We start from the raw sequence: 21,052 nt of genomic DNA, 5'->3' as shown, positions 1-21,052 counted from the left end.
ATTAATATGCTGAAATTGAGTACTTTTATGTTTTTAAAAATAAAAAACTATTAATTTTGGTTATAAATCCTTAGTAAGATTATTCACTCTTGTTCTATAGCCATTACTACAAGCCTACACTTAGAGAGCTATATTTTTTTATTACGCCAGTATCTTTTTTATAAATAATTTTTAAAATTATTGTTTAACTATTTGTAATTAAGTCTTTTTAATTATTCCTTAGTTGGTGTTGCGTTTATTTGTATTATCTAGGAAATCTTTGCTCCTAAATAAATTTCTTTTCCTATAACTTTTTAAACTTTTAAAGGTAATTGGAAAATTTAACCAGCTAAGAACTTATGTTTGTTTTATAAGTATTTGTAAATGATTAAAATATAAGATTTTTTAATTATGAAATAGTTGTTTTAAAAACAGCATATCTTTTATCCTTAACAAAAGATATTGTGTTCAAAGTAAGTCTGTTTAATTTATTAGAACAATTATGAAGTCAAAAATTACTTTACTAATATTTTTAATGATTTTGCCGGTAATGAGTTTCATGAATAATGAGGCTTTTGCTCAAACTGTTTCAGGCGTTCCGAGCAATACAGGTTGTTTTAACAGCGGAATTATTACTGCTAGCAATACAGGTTTGGGAGCTACACCGCAATATCAATTATTAAAAGCAGGGGTTGTAGTTGCTCCAGTTTCTGGAGATCCTACACAATTTACAAACAATAATGTTTTTACAGGATTAAGTTCGGGAGTTTACGTTGTAAGTGCTCGGGCAACCGCTGGCGGCACTGTATTCTCCAGCGCTAACATTACAGTTACTGATGGCTATACCGCTATGAATGTTGCTACGCCAACAAAAGTGGCAGATTGTGTGGGAGGAACAACTTCGTTGACCTCGACAGTAACAGCTGGAAAAGCACCTTATACTTATACTATTGCAACCCAGGCTGCTCCAGGTGTGATTTTACAGAATAGTGGACCAATTAGTGCAACTACTTTTACTTTTAATCCGTTAGGAGTGAGTAACTATTTAGTAAGCGTGACTGATGACTGCGGACAAACTATCACAGGAGCAACATCTATTTCTAATCCGACTGTAACGGTAAATGATTTTAAATTAGGAAGTTTAGCTTACCCTAGTTTTAATACTACAAATAACTGTTCTACACCTCTAAATGTTATTAACGAATTATTATTTCAATATACAGCTAATAGCACTACTATTTCGCCAAGCGATGCGGCAAGATTTAGCTGGAAGATACTATATCAAGGACAATTGTACGGTCAGGATACTAATGCAGATGGATATAGTGATGTTGGCGGGGCTGGTTATTCTCCTTTACTTAATACTGTTAGACTGCCATTAATTGCGACAAAAGCTGGTGTATTGGCTGAAATTGCAAGTGGATCTATGAAAGTAGTATTAAGTGATAACTGTGGTAATAGCAAAGAATTTAATGTAACCCAATACAATAGTGGAGGTACCATGGGACCAACGAATTGTGCGGGTGGAGGATTGATTAGGGCTGTACCTAATAGGTTGAGCTGTTTTCCTTTGAATGTTACATTTACTAATATTGCAAATCCTTCAGATATTGTTACAACCACAATTAATAGTACCGCACAGCTAATTACAGGCTTTACCGCAGGAGCAACTTATCATGTAACGTATATAGATGCACAGGGCAGCACAACAAGAAGTTTCGATACACTTCCTGTATCTCAAAATATATCTATTCCAGCAGCTTCTACATTTACAATTAATCAGGTTTTAACGGGGGTTCAGCAAAATTTGAATGCGTTAGGTTACGGAAGATTAATTCTAACGGTATCTCCTGTTCAGGCGGGAGACATAATAAATTATACGGTTACATCTTCAGATAATCCTTTAGTTCCTGTCGGATATACAAGCAGCACACCTTTAAATCCAACATCAGGAAGTGCTACATTACCAAGAGTAAACGCCTCAGATCCTTTAGATTACTGGCCATCTGGTCATTATACTTTAGATATGACTATTCCTTGTGGTACAAGAACGATAAATGCAACAGTTTCGGGTTATAATGCTACTTTAAATGGAAATACAACTACGCCGGTTTGTGGAGGATTCAATTATGTAATGAATGGGAATTTTGATAGTGTTAGTGCTTACCAAGTTATTATTGTTTCCGGCCCATCAAGTGTTGGTCAGGTTAGAGATTTAGCTAGTAATACAGCATCACTTCCTTTCAACGGATTAAGTTACGGTACCTATGTCTTTGGCTTACGTATAAAAGGAGGAACCGTTAACGTTCTTACACAAACTTTAACCTATGATTCTAATAATGTTATTAGTGTAGATAAAACCAATACTGGTGGTTATGTTTGCAGCAGTGGTGCGACTAATGGAACTTTAACTATTGTAGCAACATCAAATTCACCTGCCCCTGGAAATGTTTTGGAATATGCTCTTAGTACAGATGGCGGAACTAATTTCAGTGCTTATCAAAGTGCTAATACTTTTCCTGGTTTGACTGATAATACCTATTTTTTTAGAATTAAAGACGGTTGTGGAAACGTCATAACTCAATCTGCACAAATAGGTGTGGCGGCAGCTCCAACTGCAACCGCTAATAATATTTCAAGTCCAGCAACATTTTGTAATTTAGGTACAGGCACATTACAATTAGATATAGATACGGTGGGAGCAATTTCATATTTATGGACTGGTCCGGGAATCACTCCAGCTAATGAAACACTTAAAAGTCCTCTAGTAAATTATTCTGCTCTATTAGTTGGAAACAATAATTATACTTGTTCGGTAACTTTTGGTCCGCCATGCAGCAGTACTACAGTTTCAAACTTAACAGTCGTCATTACAGCTCTTCCTAATCTTGTGATCACAGATCCAGCAGCTGTCTGCTTTCCAAATACAGTAAATATTACGGCGCCTGAAATAACTGCTGGAAGTGAAGCAGGGATGACATATTCTTATTTTACAGATGCACAGGGGACGGATCCAATAGTTGATCCTACAATTATTGATGTTAGCGGTACTTATTATATAAAAGGTACTAACGCTACTTGTAGTAATATACAGCCTGTAACGGTTATTATTAATCCATTGCCTGTTGCAGGAATATCTTATACAAGTACACCATATTGTCAAACAGGTACAGCAATTGTAACTCAAACAGGTGTAACAGGAGGAATTTACAGTGGAGATACGGGTTTAATTATTGATGCTGCCACAGGAACAATAGATTTAGCTGGTTCGACTTTAGGAAGTCATATAGTTACTTATAGTTTTACAGATGGTACCTGTTCTAGTACAGACATTGCACAAATAGAAATAAATGAATTACCAACTTCAACAATTGCTTACTCAAGTGCCCCATATTGTAATAGAGGTACAGCCGTTGTAACTCAAACAGGTGAAGCAGGCGGCACTTACAGTGGAGATACTGGTTTAATTATTGACTCATCAACCGGAACAATAGATTTAGCACTTTCTTGATAATAAAGGTGTTTTTCTAAAAATGTTTAAAAGAAAATTTAAAGATGAGTTTGAGTTTTCAGAAAAATCTTTTTTTGGAAATAATGAAGAGGAAGAAGCAAAGCAGTATGATCGAATTGTTTACGTTGTACATACGCGAGAAGAATTACTAGGATTTCTTCAAGAAAATAAAACAACAAATGTATTAGTTTGTTTATTTAATAAACAGTTTTATCCAAGTTTGGCTTTTTTAGTAAATAACGTGGTTTTGTTTGATGAATCCAAAACGAGTCGGGAAATTTTCAAAGAATTGCAAACTTTTTTTAAAAGCAAACTGGATTTTAAAAACGAAAGAATTTCCTTCTCGGGATCAAAATTATTACAGACAAAGGCAGATGATTATTTTAAAGCCATGTATTTTTTAATGTAATTAGTTTATTTTTTTTATATTTTTTTAGTGCACACATTTTGATTATGNTTTTTTTTGCTATCCTGAAATCTTTCTAACAAAGTTTTTTATTTGAGGTGTTATAATGACAATTAAAACCCTTAAATTGTTCTAAAAAATAAAAATCAGATAGAATGAAAAAAACAATGTCAATTTATCTTCCCATTACTTAATTATCTAAAAAAGCGGTTTTGATAAAAAGGAAGCGTATCGGAAAGATTAATTAGAAAAATATTTATTCTATTTTGATAAAGAAATTAGCTATTATGCGATTGTAGCTTGGAAGTTAAGTGTGAATAAAGATTTAACGATTAGTTTATCGAAACAGCTTTCGCCCAAAATAAAAGTTGAAAACAATAATTAACCGATAAAAAATGTTTTTGAAATGAGAAATAATCTTTTAATGCTATTTATTATAGGAGTATTTAATTTCTCTTTTTCACAGCAGCAAACAGAAAATTTTCCTGATGGAACTCCAATAGCTAACTGGTTTAAAGAACATCAAAAATTAAAGCTTGAAAATTTAGGAAAGCAATATGTAATTACAAATTTTGGAGTTAAAAACGATAGTACTTTACTTCAAACCAAAACTATACAAGCTGTTATCGATAAAGCATCGGAGAACGGAGGCGGCGTGATTGTGATTCCGCAAGGTGTGTTTTTAAGCGGTGCTTTATTTTTTAAACCACAAACAGTTTTGCATTTGGCAAAAGACCCAGTTTTAAAAGGTTCTGATACTATCGCAGATTATCCAATAATGCCCTCGCGTATGGAAGGACAGAACTTAGATTATTTTCCTGCTTTGATTAATGCCTATGGAGTGGATTATTTTTCTATTTCTGGCGAAGGCACAATAAATGGAAACGGAAAAAAGTTTTGGGAAGCTTTTTGGAAAAGACGCAGTGAAAATCCAGATTGTACTAATCTTGAGGTTTCAAGGCCAAGATTGGTTTTTGTTTGGAACTCTAATAATATACAGTTTCAAGAGGTAAAAATGGTCAATTCTGGTTTTTGGACGAATCATTTTTATAAATGTAAGAATGTAAAACTACTCGGACTTCATATTTTTTCACCGCACATTGGCATCAAAGCGCCAAGTACAGATGCCGTCGATCTCGATGTTTGCGAAAATGTTTTGATAAAAGACTGCTACATGTCTGTTAATGATGATGCAGTTGCTTTAAAAGGCGGTAAAGGGCCATATGCGAATCAAGATAAAAATAACGGACCAAACAAAAATATTATAATTGAAGACTGTACTTTTGGGTTTTGTCATTCGGCTTTGACAAATGGGAGTGAAGCGATTCATAACCATAATATTATATTTCGGAACAGTAAAATCGATGGAGCTTCAAGATTGCTTTGGCTAAAAATGCGCCCAGACACTCCACAGCGGTATGAATACATTTTGGTTGAAAATATAAAAGGTGAAGCCGAAACTGGTTTGGCAATTTTTGCTTGGCGACAATTTTATGATTTAAAAGGTCGTGCAGATATTCCTTTGTCTTATGGCGATCATATTACTTTAAGAAACATTGATCTTAAGTGCAGTAATTTTTACGGAGTAGAAAAAGATCCAAATGTTCGCTTGACTAATTTTAAATTTGAAAATTTAAATATAGAAACTGTAAAAACTAAGTTTGATAAAAGTATTATCGACGGTGTTATTTTAAAAAATGTATACATCAATAAGATGCTGACCGAGTAAAATTTCCTTTTTTTGAGTAATTTTTCCACTTTTAAAGCATACAACACAGCGTTCTCTGCTATATTTTCATACATTTTTTTAGTAGAACAAAAGCTATGTACAAAGCTTCAAAAGGATCATGATTATTTTGTTTTGTAAATAAGTGTTTGATTGCTAGTCTTTTGTGCTTGCTGTGTTTTTGCAAAATTGTGAGGTCAATTTATTGTAAAGAAAATGAATGAAAAACTGCATTAAATTTAACAGCAATTTTGTTGTAACTATCACACAAACTTTTATTTTTGTGGCTTAATTTAACAATATATAAGCATGAAAGATTTATTAGTAAAAATCAACGCCGAAATTGACACATTTAAAGCAGAAGCTGAATCTTTAACTGAAAAAGGAATTAAAGCAGCAGGTCCAAGAGCACGTAAAGCGACTTTAGAAATTGAAAAACTTTTAAAAGAGTTCAGAAAAGTTTCTATCGAAGAATCAAAAAAATAATTTTCTTTACAGAAAGTAAAAACCTCGCTGAGAAATCAAGCGAGGTTTTTTTATGCATTATTTGAGCAAAGCGACAATTAAGTTTCAAACAAAGGACAGAAACGTTAGTGTCTCAGCATCTCAGAACCTTAGCACCTTAAATAGAATTTCTATCAATAAAATTAAAAGGAACTTTTACCTGACCTTTTTCTTTATTCAAAATCATTCGTGCTGCTGTTTCACCCATGATATTAAAGTCAGTTGACATTACTGTAATTCCTAATAGTTCTTTAAGAGGTGTATCATTATAAGAAATAACTCCAATTTCTTTTCCTAAAACATATTCTTCATCACGAATTTGTTTCATTAAATTAACTAAATCAGATTCTTCAATGGTGATAAATAAATCTCCTTTTTTAAGAATCATATCATCGTAAACTTCACTTAAAATTTCAAAATTGATATCATGTTCGACACAGAACTTTCTAAATCCATGTAAAATTCTTCTTGGATATGGATAAACAGCTTTGTCGGGATAAACTAAAATTAAGCGTTTGTATTTGGCTATTTTAGAAAGGCCTTCTTTTAAGGCATTGTAAATATCATTTTCAAAATCCTGATAAATCTTAATGACATCGTCGCTGGTTCCTAATTTAATATTATCCAGAACAACCAGCTTTTCTGTCGGAATATTTTTTATGGCATTCACCACTTCATCTGTAAAACTCAAATGCTTAAGTTCGTCAGTTTTAAAATGGGTTGTAATTACATAATAGTCGTAAGCGCCTTCAAACTTATCTAAAATGTTCAAAAATAAAGTTTCGTCACAATGATAAATTTGCAGGTCAACGTGTGCATTTGCTCCAAGAGTATTAATGAAAGAACTATAAGTCTTCATTTTATAAGAACTCAGTTTATTGGTCAGGAACAAAATATTGACTTTCGATTCTAGTTTTGTTCTTGTAATGTAGTATCCTTTTCCTCTAATCGAAGAAATAATTTTACGTTCCTTCAAAATATTATAAGCCTTTTCGACAGTGTCTCGAGACATATAAAATTCTTCACTAAAACTATTTATGGAGGGAATTTTTTGGTTGATTTTTAAATTTCCGTTGGCGATGTTTTGAAGAATAGAGTCAACAATCTGTTTGTATTTAGGTACTCTGGAATCTTCGTCTATTTTAATTAGTTTAATCATGATTATGTCTTGGAAATTTGTTTCATCTTTCGACGAAACCAATTTTGATTCTAACTCTCTTCCTCTTTTTTTAAGTGAAATAACTATAGTGGCTAAATTATTTTACTTTTTTAAAAAAGAGAATATAATAAGGCTTGTAATACTTTTTTTATAATTCTTGAATTTTGTCCTAAATGAGGATTCAATAATTACGAAATCGATTGCTAAAATAGCTATTTTAAATTTATTTACCCAATAATTACAGTGCCTTATTTCTAATAATCCTTAGTTTTAACAAAAAAACACAAGAACTATAAAGGATAGTACAGGACAGTTTTGTTTTTGACATTCTATTATTTTACAAAACCAAATTACTATCAAACAAACCTTAAACCAAAAATTATTAAATGGAATCATTATTAGGAATCATTTTTCATTCTATCGGAGGATTTTCTTCAGGTAGTTTTTATATGCCTTTTAAAAAAGTAAAGGACTGGGCTTGGGAAAGCTATTGGCTGGTAGGAGGATTTTTCTCTTGGCTGATCGTTCCGCCAATCGCAGCTTATTTAACGATTCCAAATTTTGTTGAGATTATTGCAGAAGCTTCTCCATCAATAAAAGCCTTTACTTATTCAATGGGATTAATCTGGGGAATTGGTGGTTTGACTTATGGTTTGGGAGTTCGTTACTTGGGAATGTCTTTAGGAAATTCAATTACTTTAGGATTCTGCTCTGCATTTGGAGCTTTAGTTCCATCCATTTATTATGATTTTGTTCCAACAGAAGGTAAGATTTCATTTTCTCACATGCTTTCTAATACTGGCGGACAGATCGTTTTATTAGGAGTGGTGGTATATCTTATAGGAATTGCTATTTCTGGAAAAGCGGGAATGCTTAAAGAAAAAGACTTTGCGACAGGGCATGAGGATAAAGACAAAGATTTCAATTTGGTAAAAGGGCTGATTGTAGCTGTGATTTCAGGAATTTTAAGTTCATTTTTTAATTACGGAATCGAAGCAGGAAAATCAATGGCAGAGCAAGCGGTAATAACTGGCTCTAATCCTTTATTTCAAAATAATGTGACTTATGTTGTTTTGCTTTGGGGCGGATTAACAACCAACTTTATCTGGTGTCTTTATTTGAATTTTAAAAACAAATCAATAAAAAATTACACAGATAAATCTACCCCAATCACTAAAAATGTTTTGTTTTCTGCTCTTGCCGGAACCATGTGGTTTTTACAGTTTTTCTTTTACGGAATGGGAGAGAGCAAACTCGGAAATGGCGCCAGCTCATGGATTCTGCACATGGCGACCATTATTTTAACAGCAAACTTTTGGGGATTTTATTTGAAAGAATGGAAAGGTGTTTCTAAAAAAACATTAAGAACTTTTTTCTGGGGCATTGGGCTTATTATGCTTGCAATCGTTTTGGTAGGAATTGGTAACTCATTATAAATAAATACAAGAAATAATACAAATAGTATATGTCGAATACAAACACAATTAATATGAATTTTAAGCATGTAAGCTACCTTTGGGATGAAGCTAAGGCAGCAGCATTAGCAGGAGATGAAGTGGCGCTTTTTATTTATCGTTCTAACTTGTTAGGAGCTGATTTAAGATTGACCAACTACGGAGGTGGAAACACTTCTGTAAAAATTACAGATAAAGATCCTTTAACAGGAGAATCTTCTGAAGTAATGTGGATTAAAGGTTCTGGTGGAGATATTGGAACATTAACAAAATCAGGTTGTGCGGCTTTGTATTTAGACAGACTTCGTAATCTGGAAAATGTGTACAAAGGAATCGAGTTTGAAGATGAAATGGTAGAGTTATTCAACCACTGTATTTTCGATTTAGCTTCAAAAGCACCTTCTATCGATACACCTTTGCACGGTTTTCTTCCGTTCAAACATATCGATCACTTACATCCAGACGCGGCAATTGCTATTGCTGCAGCGAAAGATGGAAAGAAAATAACAGAAGAATTATTTAACGGAGAAATTGGCTGGGTAGGCTGGCAGCGTCCAGGATTTGATCTTGGTCTTCAGTTAAGAGCTTGTTTAGAAGAAGCAGCAAAAAACGGTAAAAAACTACGCGGAATCATGTTAGGTTCTCATGGTTTGTTTACTTGGGGAGATACTGCGTTTGATAGTTATATTAATACGCTGGAAGTAATCGAGAAATGTGCTTCATACTTAGAGAATAATTACGGAAAAAAACGTCCTGTTTTTGGAGGTCAGAAAATTGAAAGTCTTCCTGAAGCAGATCGTAAATTAAAAGCAGCGAAAGTAGCTCCGATCTTAAGAGGTTTCTGTTCGTCAGAGCGTCAAATGATTGGTCATTATACAGACGATGCAAGAGTTTTGGAATTCATTAATTCGAATGATCTTTCAAAATTAGCTCCATTAGGAACTTCTTGTCCAGATCACTTTTTGAGAACTAAGATAAGTCCATTGGTTTTAGAATTAGATCCTAACGAAGATTTATCAGATGTTGATGCGATCAAAGCAAAATTAACACCTGCTTTTGAAGCTTACCGTGCCATGTACAAAGACTATTACAATGCCTGTAAAAAATCAAACTCGCCGGCAATGCGTGATCCAAACCCAGTTGTGATTTTATATCCTGGAGTGGGTATGTTCACTTTTGCTAAAGATAAAACGATGGCGCGTTTAGCATCTGAATATTATATCAATGCAGTAAACGTAATGAAAGGTGCTGAAGCAGTTTCAGAATATACATCTTTACCGCACCAAGAAGCTTTCGATATCGAATATTGGTTATTGGAAGAAGCTAAATTACAGCGTATGCCAAAACCAAAAGCACTATCTGGAAGAGTAGCTTTGATTACAGGTTCAGCAGGCGGAATAGGTAAAGCTATTGCTAAAAAATTCGCACAGGAAGGTGCTTGTGTTGTAATTAATGATATTAACGAAGAGCGTTTAGAAGGTGCAGCAGCTGAGTTTATTAAAGCATTTGGAAAAGATGCCGTTTCTAGCACTTTATTAAATGTTACTGATGAAGTAAGCACAGAAAAAGCATTAGACGAAGCTTCTTTAGCTTTTGGAGGTGTTGACATCGTAGTAAACAACGCTGGAATAAGTATTTCTAAATCGATCGCAGAACACACTTTAGAAGAGTGGGACAGACTATACGATATCTTGGTAAAAGGACAATTCATTGTTTCTAAAGCCGGAATCGAAGTAATGCGCAAGCAAGGTTTTGGGGGAGATATTGTAAATATCGTTTCTAAAAATGCTGTAGTTGCAGGTCCGAATAATCCTGGTTATGGTTCTGCTAAAGCAGCGCAGGCGCACTTAACACGTTTAATGGCTGCGGAATTAGGAGCAGACAAAATACGTGTGAATACAGTAAATCCTGATGCCGTAATTTCAGACTCCAATATTTGGTCTGGCGGATGGGCAGAAGGTCGTGCGAAAGCGTACGGAGTTACAGTTGAAGAACTGCCAGCTTACTATGCAAAACGTACGTTATTAAATGAAATCATATTGCCTGATGATATCGCAAATGCTTGTTATGCTTTTGTTGGAGGTTTACTTGGTAAATCTACAGGAAACGCATTAAACGTAGACGGCGGTGTAGCAATGGGCTTTTATAGATAAAGATTGTTTAGGTTTTTTATATAAGTTTGTTTAAGCAAAAGTGGTTTTTTGTGGTCTAACGTTCGAATCTTTCGAACGTTAGATTTTTTTAGACACATCGCTTTTAAACTTATAAAAAACAAAAAAGTGAAGTAAAACCGGAGTTTAAATTATATAAGACTTATAAGTTGAAAATTTTTTAAACACATGAAAATCATAGAACGCAGATAAAACGGATTCGCTATCGCGAAGACACAGATAAAACGGATTTTTTTGTTTCACGCAGATTTAAGCAGATTATTAATTTTATTTTTAATTAGTAGATAATTCAAGATAAATCTGCGAAAAATCAGAAAAAAAATCTGTGTAGATCAGCGTTTTCGCGATAGCGAATCCGTCTAATCCGCGTATAAATTTGGAACTCTGTGTTAAATAATATACTAAAAGTATAAAATTATATATCTTGTAAACTCTATTAAAATATCAAATTACTATGTTAATCTCATCAAACCACATTGAATCTCATAACGAAGATTTATTAAAAAAACACCAAAATAAATTAGTTTTTACAGCATCAGAAATAAATGATACAGAAGCGATTATCCAAAAATTAATCGACTTTCAAATTGCAATTCCATCTTGGGCTTTAGGAACAGGAGGAACAAGATTCGGACGTTTCGCTGGAGGCGGAGAACCTCGTTCTATCGAAGAAAAAATCGAAGATGTTGGTTTACTTCATAAATTAAACAATGCTTCAGGAGCCATTTCACTTCATATTCCGTGGGACATTCCAACCAACTACAATTCAATTAAAGCACTTGCAGCACAACACGGATTAAAATTTGATGCCATGAACTCGAATACTTTTCAAGATCAGGCAGATGCTTCAAATTCATACAGATACGGTTCTTTACAAAACGTAAATAAAGCAGTTCGCAAACAGGCAATTGCTCACAATATAGAAGTTATCCAGCACGGAATCGAATTAGGATCTGAGTCGCTTACCATTTGGTTAGCTGACGGTTCTAATTTCCCAGGACAATTAAACTTCAGAAAAGCATATCAAAATACATTAGAAAGTTTAGAGGAAATCTACGATGCATTACCTTCAAACTGGAAATTATTTTTAGAATACAAATGCGCAGAGCCTAACTTTTATTCTACGACTGTAGCAGATTGGGGGCAGTCTTATTCGTATGTTAAAAAGTTAGGCGACAAAGCGCAGACTTTAGTCGATTTAGGTCACCATCTTCCAAACGCTAATATCGAGCAGATTGTTTCTTTATTATTGATGGAAAACAAATTAGGCGGATTCCACTTTAATGATTCAAAATACGGTGATGACGATTTAACTGCCGGAGCATTAAAACCATATCAATTATTTTTGATTTTTAATGAATTAGTTGAAGGAATGGATGCTAGAGGAATGAATCACGCCAAAGATTTAGGCTGGATGATCGATGCTTCTCACAACATCAAAGATCCTTTAGAAGATTTATTACAATCTGTAGAAGCGATTATGATTGCTTACGCTCAGGCACTTTCTGTAGATAGAAAAGCATTAGAGCAGGCACAAGAAGAAAATGACGTGGTAAAAGCACAAGAAATTCTTCAAAATGCATTCCGTACAGATGTTCGCGCATTAGTAGCAGAAGCTCGTCTTCGTTCTGGCGCAGCTTTAAATCCAGTAGCATTATATCGTTCACTTCAGGTTAGAGAAAACCTAATTGGCGAAAGAGGTTTAAAAACATTGGCAACTGGTTTATAATTATAAATTATTAATTGTTAATTATAGATTGACAATTGATAATTAACAATTTACAATTAAAAAAATGAATGTAGTTGCGATTTTTGATATTGGTAAAACAAACAAAAAGGTTTTTTTATTTAACGAAAATTATAAAATTGTCTGGGAGAAATCAGTAAATCTGGAAGAAACCACAGACGAAGATGGATTTCCGTGTGAAGATATCGAAATACTTAAAAATTGGATTTTAGACCGATTATCTGAAATAAAAGAGCTGACAGAATATGTTTTGAAAGCGATCAATTTCAGTACTTACGGAGCTAGTTTTGTGTATATTGACGAAAATGGAAAAGTTTTAACTCCTCTGTATAATTACCTAAAAGATTATCCAGAGGAATTAAAAGCTGATTTCTATGAAAAATATAAAGGAGAGAAAAAGTTTGCTGTAAAAACGGCTTCTCCAGTTTTGGGCAGTTTGAATTCGGGAATGCAGATTTACCGATTGAAAGAAGAAAAGCCTGAAATATTTGAAAAAATAAAATACTGTCTGCACCTGCCGCAGTTTTTGAGTTTTCTTTTAACCAATGAAGCATACGCTGATATTACCAGTATTGGCTGTCATACGAATTTGTGGAATTTTAAAAAAATGAAGTACCACAAATGGCTGAAAGAAGAAAATATAGCATCTAAAATTCCGCCAATTCATTACGGTAAAGATGTAATTATGAATAGCGATAATCTTGCTGTTGGTGTTGGTCTTCATGATAGTTCATCCGCAATTATTCCGTACACGATCAATTTTACAGAACCTTTTGTATTGTTGTCAACAGGAACTTGGAGTATTTCTTTAAATCCGTTCAACAATAAGCCTTTGACTTTTGACGAATTACAAAACGACTGTCTGTGTTATATGCAATACACAGAAAAGCCTGTAAAAGCGGCGCGTTTGTTTGCAGGAAACGAACATGAAGTACAAACCAAACGTTTGGCACAGCATTTTAATGTACCTGTTGATACGTACAAAGAAGTTTATTTTGATAAGAAAATCGTAGCCAATTTACGCTCGCTCAATTTTCAAATTATCTATCCTAAAAAGTACGATTTTGATATTTTAAAAGAATGTCCTTTTCAAAAAAGAGATCTTTCTTACTATAAAGATTACGAAACGGCTTATCATCAATTAATGCTGGATTTGGTAGAACAGCAGGTTTTTTCTACCAATTTAGTAATTCATAACAGCCCGGTAAAAAAGATTTTTGTAGACGGAGGTTTCAGCAAAAATTCTATTTATATGAATTTGTTAGCAGAAGCTTTTCCAGATGTAGAAGTCTATGCGGCTTCGATGGCGCAGGCAAGTGCATTGGGCGCGGCATTGGCTATTCATCAAAACTGGAATCCAAAACCAATTCAGAACGATTTAATTGACTTGAAATTCTATAAACATTAGGTAAAAACGGTCTGTATGTTGTAAATTTGCTGAGAAACGTATTTTTTACATTTTTACAGTATACGCCTAATGAACAACACACTAAATACTACAACATGAAAATTGGACTTTTTATACCTTGTTATGTCGACCAATTTTATCCAAAAGTAGGAATTGCAACCTACGAATTACTTCAAAAATTAGGCTGTGACGTCGAGTTTCCAATGGGGCAGACCTGCTGCGGACAGCCAATGGCAAACAGCGGTTATGCACATTTAACAAAAGGATGTGACGCTAATTTTATTGCCAATTTTTCTGGATTTGATTATATCGTCTGTCCTTCCGGAAGTTGTGTTTTGCATGTAAAAGACCATTTGCACGACGAAAACCAAGAAGATAAAGCAGCAGCAATTCGAAATACGGTTTACGAACTAACAGAATTTATAACCGACATTTTAAAAATCGACCATATCGACGGAAGATTTCCTTATAAAGTTGGAATGCACGTAAGCTGTCACGGTCAGCGTGGATTAAAGCTTTCGCAGATGTCTGAATTAAATGCACCTTTTTTCTCTAAACCAGAACAATTATTACATAATATTGAAGGTCTTGATTTGGTTGCTTTAACCAGAAAAGACGAATGCTGTGGTTTTGGAGGTACATTTTGTGTTACTGAAGAAGCGGTTTCTGTGAAAATGGGACAAGACCGTATTAAAGATCACGAAAGCCATGATGTGGATTATATCACTGGAGGCGATATGTCTTGCTTAATGCATTTAGAAGGTATTTTAAAAAGACAAAAAAGCAAGATCAAAACGATTCATATTGCTGAAATATTAAATTCACTCGAAAATTAAAATAAATGTTGAGTGTATTTTTTAACCGCAAAGTTCGCAAAGAAAAATACGCAAAGCACGCTAAGATTAAAAATTAGCTTTGTGAACCTTGCGTAAAACCTTGCGAACTTGGCGGTTAAATAGAACATACCAATAATAAAGATTTCAAAATTGACTTTTAAATAATTAAAAATGTCATCAGAAAAAATAATACCGCACAGCGAAGCCGCAACCAAATTCAACAAAGATGTAGAGCGTGTCAATTGGCATGATGAAACACTTTGGTTTGTGCGTGCGAAACGTGATAAATCTGCTCATCAAATTGCCGATTGGGAACTGCTTCGGGAAACCGCTTCCAAAATCAAAAATAATGTACTCTCCAATATTCATGACTATTTAGTTGAATTTGAAGCTAATGCTCAGCGAAACGGAATAATTGTGCATTGGGCAGCAGATGCCAAAGAGCATAACGAAATAGTGCATTCGATCATGGCAAAACATGATGTAAAGCAAATGGTGAAATCCAAATCGATGCTTACAGAAGAATGCCATTTAAATGATTATTTAGCCGAAAAAGGAATTGAAGTTATCGATTCTGATTTAGGTGAATATATCGTCCAGCTTCGAAAAGAACCGCCGAGCCACATTGTACTTCCGGCGATTCACTTAAAGAAAGAAGATGTAAGCGAAACTTTTCACGAACATTTAGGTACCGAAAAAGGAAATTTCAATCCGCAGTATTTAACAGAATCAGCGCGTCATAGTTTAAGAAATACTTTCCTGACTAGAAAAGTGGCGCTAACTGGAGTAAATTTTGCTGTCGCAGAAACGGGTGAATTTGTAGTTTGTACGAATGAAGGAAATGCGGATATGGGCGCGCATCTTGCAGACGTCCACATCGCGTGTATGGGATTTGAAAAACTAGTTCCGAAAAGAGAACATTTAGGTGTTTTTCTGAGATTATTGGCAAGAAGCGCAACGGGTCAGCCTATAACAACTTTTTCTAGTCATTTCAAAAAGCCAAGAGACGGTCAGGAAATGCACATTGTAATTGTAGATAACGGAAGAAGCAAGCAGTTAGGCAGAGAAGATTTTAGAAATTCTTTGAAATGTATTCGCTGCGGCGCTTGTATGAATACCTGCCCAGTTTACAGACGAAGCGGCGGACATAGTTATCACAATGCAGTTGCAGGTCCAATTGGTTCTATTTTAGCACCCAATTTAGACATGAGCAAAAATGCCGATTTGCCATTTGCAAGTACGCTTTGCGGCTCTTGTACAAACGTTTGTCCTGTTAAGATTGATATTCACGATCAATTGTACAAATGGCGTCAGGTTTTGGTGAAAGACGGTTATACGCCAACAGCAAAAACCGTTGCTATGAAAACGATGGCAAAAGTTTTGGCCAATCCGACAATCTTTAATATTGCTGGAAAATCAGGCCGATTTGTAATGAAAAATATTCCTGGAATGGTCAATAATAAGATGAATAAATGGTACGATCAACGCGAAATGCCAGACGTTCCAGAAGAATCGTTTAGAGAATGGTACAAGAAAAATTCAAGAGAATCTAAAGATAAAAAGAATGAGTAGTAAAGCAGAAATTTTAAATAGAATAAAACTGAATCAGCCTGATTTGGTTGCTGATCTGCCAGATTTAAGTCTTTTAGGTTCAGAACAATTTGATGTGCTGGAAACGTATAAAACAGTTTTAAAAGGAATTGGTGGCGACCTAGTTGAAGTTGCTGATTATAATGAAATCATCAATTACATCAAATCGAATTATAACTTAGAAAAAAGGCTCATTACAACGCTTCCAGAACTTTCTGAAATTGCTTCTTTAGACTGGAAAACGGTCGATCCGCATTCACTGCAGAATGTTGAATTAACAGTTATAAAAGCACATTTTGGCGTAGCAGAAAACAGCGGACTTTGGGTAACAGATGATATTTTAGGACAACGCGTGGCACCTTTTATTGCGCAGTATTTAGCAATTGTGGTTCACAAAAAAGACATTTTACCAACTATGCAGCAAGCGTATAATAGAATTGGAAACATGGAATACGGTTTCGGAACTTTTATCGCAGGTCCGTCAAAAACCGCAGATATCGAGCAGTCTTTGGTTCTAGGTGCTCATGGAGCCAGAGGATTGATTGTGTTTTTATTGGATTAAAATAAAATATAGAGATAAAGAAAAAGCGAGGCATGCCTCGCTTTTTTTATGTTTGAAAAAGTTTATATTATACTGTTTGATCGTCAATTACTGCGTCTGGAGCATTTGATTTTACAGATGCAATTCCATTATCTCTTGCAGAAGTACTTTCATACATTTCGCTAGAACCAATTATCTGTCCGTTTCCAGCTTTTAATGTAAAATACGGTTTACCACTTTTGGATTCTTCTTTGTTGTAACGAGAATCATCCTGCGAGTTTGTTTTTACAGATTCGATTCCGTTTTCAGCACCTGCTTTTGTAGAGTAACCTTCGCTGCTCAAAATTGTCTGGCCATTTCCAGCTTTCAAATTAAATTGAAATTCACCGTTGGTTCTTTTAGTAATTACAAATTTTCCCATGTAGTTTTTTATTAAAGTTAGGTAATATTTTATTTTTGATAAATATAAAAATACAAAACTTAGTCCTATAAATCATACAATCATTTTAAAAAATGATTACCTAAACAATAAAAAAGGTATCGTAAAAATTGAAATTAAATCCCTAAACGAAAATCAGATACACTTTTTTCTTCCAAGTTAATTTGATCAAATGTGCTTTGAGTTCCTTTATCTACGGGGCACTGCGTACTAATTCCAGCCCAGATTTCTTTTGGATAATTATTTTTATACAATCGAACCATCTGCCAGTTTTTCTTATCAAGAGAATAATAGCTGGCAACCGTTTTGGTATCCGAAGAAATTTTCATGTAAATAGACGGCTGTTTTACAACATCATGATTGTTATCATCAGAAGTACCCATTGTGCGTACCGTTACAACTCTGTGATTTCCTCTTTCGTCTTGTTCAAAACAAAATTTTTGGTAGAAACTATCATTTACATAAATGTATAAAACACCAGCATTATATAATCCTTTTTCGGTAAATTCTGGAGTTACTTTTGCTGTAAGTGTAAAAGGTTTCGTGTTATCGACTTTAGACAAAAGCATTGGAGCAGTGTTATTGGATAATTTTCCATCAGGATCTGAAAAGTAATCTGATTTTTCGCCTGCTTTAAATATAATTTTTTCGTCTTTTTCAGTTTTAATTAAAGTATCTGCACCGTTAACTGCTTTTGTAAAATGTATGGCAGATAATTTAATATCACAAGGTGAACCATTTACAAATGCTGAATCTTTTTTGGTTTCTTCTGCAGTTGTCGCTTTTGTAGTTTCATTTTTAGAATTACAGCTTAGAAATATAGAAAGGCTTGAAATAATGAATGTCTTGTAAAAAAATGTTTTCATAATGGTCTTTTTTGGGATATTAAATGATATTTTTAGTTTTCCAAAATTAAAATTGCTTTTCAAGAAGGGCAATACGTAAAATTAACCAATTCCTCTTTTAAATGCCACAGAAGCTTTCAATCGAAAACCAATTAATTACTACATTTTTAGAACAAAAATTTGATATTGGAGAATCAAATGATATTGAAATGTACAAACAATTTGTGAGCAATTATGTAAAGATTGAACAATGTGTGGCAGTTCTATCCGATTATCAGTCAGATTGCAGTTATATCTATGCGGGAAGTTTCGGTGCTGTATTCGGACTTCCAGATGCAAATTCGGTAATTGATTCGGCTTTTGAAGAATGTATTTTTACCAAAATAAATCCAGATGATTTAGTCGAACGTCATGTTTTAGAACTCAATTTTTATCAGTTTTTAAAAGGAATTCCACAAGAAGAATATAGTAATTACAGTACTTTCAGTCGTTTAAGAATGAGAGATTCTGTAGAAAAATGTTCGTATATCAATCATCGCACTATTTATCTCAAAACATTCAGCAACGGCAGTATTTCTTTGGCCTTATGTTTATATTTACCTTCAACAGATCTACAGCCCCGAACAGGAATCGATGGAAAAATTATCAATATACAAACGGGCGAAGTAATAGAATCTGAGAAGTATAAAAATCAGGTTGAAAATATTCTTTCAAAAAGAGAAATAGAAGTTTTAAACAGCGTTGCAAAAGGAAACAAAAGCGAGCAGATCGCTTCAGAAATGCATATCTCCGTATATACAGTTCGTCGTCATAGACAGAATATTATTGAAAAACTAAAAGTAACCAATACGGCAGAGGCAGTGCAGACGGCTTTTGTTATGGGAATTATTTCGCTTTAAATTTTTAATTTGTATTTTTATAATCACTTGTTCAAAAGACGTCACGTAAATTTTGTTGGCGAATATTTATATGAAAGAAATCAGCGAAATACTAAAAGCATATTCTCGAGCAAAATCCGAAGGAAAAAAAACAGCCCTGGCTACTGTAGTTAAAGTCGAAGGATCTTCATACAGGCAGGCAGGCGCAAGAATGTTGGTTACAGAAGATGGTTTGCTGACCGGCGCAATAAGCGGCGGATGCCTGGAAGGAGATGCTTTACGAAAAGCACTTCTCTCGATTAATCAAAAACAAAATAAACTAGTCACTTATAACACAAGTAATGAAAATGATGCCGAAGTTGGTCTACAGCTTGGTTGTAACGGAATAGTACATATTCTTTTTGAATACATTGACGATGATGCTCAGAATAATTCAATTCAGCTTTTACAGCAATTAGAATTAGAAAGGAAAGAAGCTGTTATTGTTACTGTTTTTTCTTTAAAAAGAAATGCTTCTCAGATTGGAACCACATTATTTTTCAGAAAAGACAGTCCTATTTTAAATCATAATGATGAAGTTTTGAGTTTAATTTCGGATGTAAAAGAAGTTCTTGAAACCAAAACCTCGGTAGTTAAAAAACTTCAGGAAAAAAATGATGGTGAAGCTTTAATTGAATATATAAAACCTCCAATTTCTCTAGTTATTGCAGGCGCAGGAAATGATGTACAGCCGTTAGTAGAAATGGTTTCGATTCTAGGATGGAAAATTACCGTTGCCGAAGGCCGTGCCACTCATGCCGTACAAAAACGTTTCCCAAAAGCAGATCAGGTTTTTGTTACAAAGCCCGAACAATTTTTAGAGCATATTAGTATTGACGATCAAACGTATTTCGTTTTAATGACGCACAATTACAAATATGATCTGGGAATTCTAAAATTATTACTAGAAACAAACTGCCAGTACATTGGTATTTTAGGTCCAAAATCAAAGTTGAACCGAATGCTGGATGATCTCGAAAAAGAAGGTGTTTTTCTAAATGAAGAACAGCTTAATAGAATTTACAGTCCAATCGGACTAGATATTGGTTCTGAAACAGCAGAAGAAATTGCGCTTTCTATTGTCTCTGAAATTAAAGCGTTTTCTACCGAAAGACAGGGAGCTTCTTTAAAATATAAGTCAGGTAAAATTCATGATGAAATTCATTATGGAAAATAAATTCCAAAATAAAACGGGCATTGTAATTTTGGCTGCAGGAAGTTCTTCCAGATTAGGACGGCCAAAGCAATTATTGCAGTACAAAGAGACAACGCTTTTAAATAATACAATTTTAGAAGCTTCTAAAGTTCAAAATTCGTTTGTGGTTGTGGTAACAGGCGCAAATAGTGAAAGTGTTTTAAAAGAGCTTATTTCTGCTGAAATAACTACTTGCTTCAATCTAGATTGGGAAACAGGAATGTCGTCTTCAATTGTAAAAGGTTTAAACGAAATACTGCTTTTAAATCCCGATTGTGAGCAATGTATTTTTGCAGTCTGCGATCAGCCTTTTGTAACGACTTCAATATTTGAAAACCTTATAAACGAACATGATAAAACAGGAAAAGCAATTGTTGCTTCTGCCTATTCCAAAACTTTAGGAACGCCAGTCTTATTCCATAAAAAATACTTTCCTGAATTATTGGAATTGAAAGGACAGGAAGGCGCAAAAAAAATCATTAAAAAGCATGTTGAAGATACGTCTTCCATTATCTTCGAAAAAGGAAATATTGATATTGATACCGAAGAAGATTACGATAAGTTGATTCGGTGATTTAGTTGCAGAGGCTCAAAGGTGCAAAGGTGCAAAGTTTTTTATGGATT

The 21,052-nt window shown here is 34.1% G+C and carries 17 protein-coding genes; 14 read left to right on the top strand and 3 right to left on the bottom strand.

The genetic code is table 11. From position 1 onward, the window contains the following. Positions 1-481 precede the first annotated feature (481 nt). The 4 genes from ASE40_RS06610 (at position 482) to ASE40_RS06595 (ending at position 6,108) form a co-directional block, all read left to right on the top strand. Positions 482-3,490, top strand: a complete 3,009-nt coding sequence (locus ASE40_RS06610; RefSeq protein ID WP_128414944.1) for a hypothetical protein — start codon at positions 482-484, stop codon at positions 3,488-3,490. A gap of 22 nt (positions 3,491-3,512) precedes the next feature. After that, the gene (locus ASE40_RS06605) at positions 3,513-3,899 is read left to right on the top strand and encodes a hypothetical protein (protein WP_057116173.1); all 387 of its coding nucleotides are present in this window, start codon (positions 3,513-3,515) and stop codon (positions 3,897-3,899) included. Between the two features lie 403 nt (positions 3,900-4,302). Next, the gene (locus tag ASE40_RS06600) at positions 4,303-5,625 is read left to right on the top strand and encodes a glycoside hydrolase family 28 protein (protein ID WP_057116172.1); all 1,323 of its coding nucleotides are present in this window, start codon (positions 4,303-4,305) and stop codon (positions 5,623-5,625) included. A gap of 306 nt (positions 5,626-5,931) precedes the next feature. Then, a complete protein-coding gene (locus ASE40_RS06595) occupies positions 5,932-6,108 on the top strand; it encodes a histone H1 (protein WP_026729959.1) in 177 nt (58 codons plus the stop codon). Positions 6,109-6,244: 136 nt separating this feature from the next. Here the strand turns inward: ASE40_RS06595 and ASE40_RS06590 are convergent, their stop codons facing one another. Continuing rightward, entirely contained in the window at positions 6,245-7,285 is a 1,041-nt protein-coding gene (locus ASE40_RS06590) for a GntR family transcriptional regulator (RefSeq protein WP_057116171.1), read from the bottom strand. Positions 7,286-7,671: 386 nt separating this feature from the next. Between ASE40_RS06590 and rhaT the strand changes: the two genes are divergently transcribed. The 7 genes from rhaT (at position 7,672) to ASE40_RS06555 (ending at position 17,053) form a co-directional block, all read left to right on the top strand. Further along, positions 7,672-8,721, top strand: a complete 1,050-nt coding sequence (gene rhaT, locus ASE40_RS06585) for an L-rhamnose/proton symporter RhaT (protein ID WP_057116170.1) — start codon at positions 7,672-7,674, stop codon at positions 8,719-8,721. A gap of 29 nt (positions 8,722-8,750) precedes the next feature. Then, entirely contained in the window at positions 8,751-10,892 is a 2,142-nt protein-coding gene (locus ASE40_RS06580; RefSeq protein ID WP_057116169.1) for a bifunctional rhamnulose-1-phosphate aldolase/short-chain dehydrogenase, read from the top strand. Between the two features lie 472 nt (positions 10,893-11,364). After that, the gene (locus ASE40_RS06575; RefSeq protein ID WP_057116168.1) at positions 11,365-12,639 is read left to right on the top strand and encodes a TIM barrel protein; all 1,275 of its coding nucleotides are present in this window, start codon (positions 11,365-11,367) and stop codon (positions 12,637-12,639) included. A 64-nt stretch (positions 12,640-12,703) separates the two neighbouring features. Continuing rightward, a complete protein-coding gene (locus tag ASE40_RS06570; RefSeq protein WP_057116167.1) occupies positions 12,704-14,065 on the top strand; it encodes an FGGY-family carbohydrate kinase in 1,362 nt (453 codons plus the stop codon). A 95-nt stretch (positions 14,066-14,160) separates the two neighbouring features. After that, positions 14,161-14,901 carry a (Fe-S)-binding protein gene (locus ASE40_RS06565; RefSeq protein ID WP_057116166.1) on the top strand — a complete coding sequence of 247 codons (741 nt, stop codon included), beginning with the start codon at positions 14,161-14,163 and terminating at the stop codon, positions 14,899-14,901. 171 nt (positions 14,902-15,072) lie between these two features. Next, positions 15,073-16,473: a lactate utilization protein B gene (locus ASE40_RS06560; RefSeq protein WP_057116165.1), complete on the top strand. Its 1,401-nt coding sequence runs from the start codon at positions 15,073-15,075 to the stop codon at positions 16,471-16,473. Next, complete coding sequence (locus tag ASE40_RS06555; RefSeq protein WP_057116164.1) at positions 16,466-17,053, top strand: lactate utilization protein C; 588 nt, start codon at positions 16,466-16,468, stop codon at positions 17,051-17,053. Before ASE40_RS06560 ends, ASE40_RS06555 begins: the two co-directional genes overlap by 8 nt. A gap of 67 nt (positions 17,054-17,120) precedes the next feature. Here ASE40_RS06555 and ASE40_RS06550 read toward each other — a convergent pair whose 3' ends face one another. Both ASE40_RS06550 and ASE40_RS06545 read right to left on the bottom strand, forming a co-directional pair. Continuing rightward, on the bottom strand, positions 17,121-17,453 hold the full coding sequence (locus ASE40_RS06550) for a YegP family protein (RefSeq protein ID WP_057116163.1): 333 nt from the start codon (positions 17,451-17,453) through the stop codon (positions 17,121-17,123). Positions 17,454-17,587: 134 nt separating this feature from the next. Further along, entirely contained in the window at positions 17,588-18,337 is a 750-nt protein-coding gene (locus ASE40_RS06545) for a DUF1349 domain-containing protein (protein ID WP_082586795.1), read from the bottom strand. A 101-nt stretch (positions 18,338-18,438) separates the two neighbouring features. On the opposite strand from ASE40_RS06545, the gene ASE40_RS06540 reads away from it, so the two are divergent. The 3 genes from ASE40_RS06540 (at position 18,439) to ASE40_RS06530 (ending at position 21,002) form a co-directional block, all read left to right on the top strand. Further along, the gene (locus ASE40_RS06540) at positions 18,439-19,215 is read left to right on the top strand and encodes a response regulator transcription factor (protein WP_057116162.1); all 777 of its coding nucleotides are present in this window, start codon (positions 18,439-18,441) and stop codon (positions 19,213-19,215) included. Between the two features lie 70 nt (positions 19,216-19,285). Then, positions 19,286-20,410: an XdhC family protein gene (locus ASE40_RS06535; protein WP_057116161.1), complete on the top strand. Its 1,125-nt coding sequence runs from the start codon at positions 19,286-19,288 to the stop codon at positions 20,408-20,410. Beyond that, positions 20,400-21,002: an NTP transferase domain-containing protein gene (locus ASE40_RS06530; protein ID WP_241774330.1), complete on the top strand. Its 603-nt coding sequence runs from the start codon at positions 20,400-20,402 to the stop codon at positions 21,000-21,002. Before ASE40_RS06535 ends, ASE40_RS06530 begins: the two co-directional genes overlap by 11 nt. Positions 21,003-21,052: the final 50 nt, after the last annotated feature.

The sequence above is a fragment of the Flavobacterium sp. Root935 genome (assembly GCF_001429295.1).
Taxonomy (GTDB): Bacteria; Bacteroidota; Bacteroidia; order Flavobacteriales; family Flavobacteriaceae; genus Flavobacterium.
The sequence above is the reverse complement of the archived record's forward strand: the minus strand, read 5'-3'. Positions and strand labels throughout refer to the sequence as shown.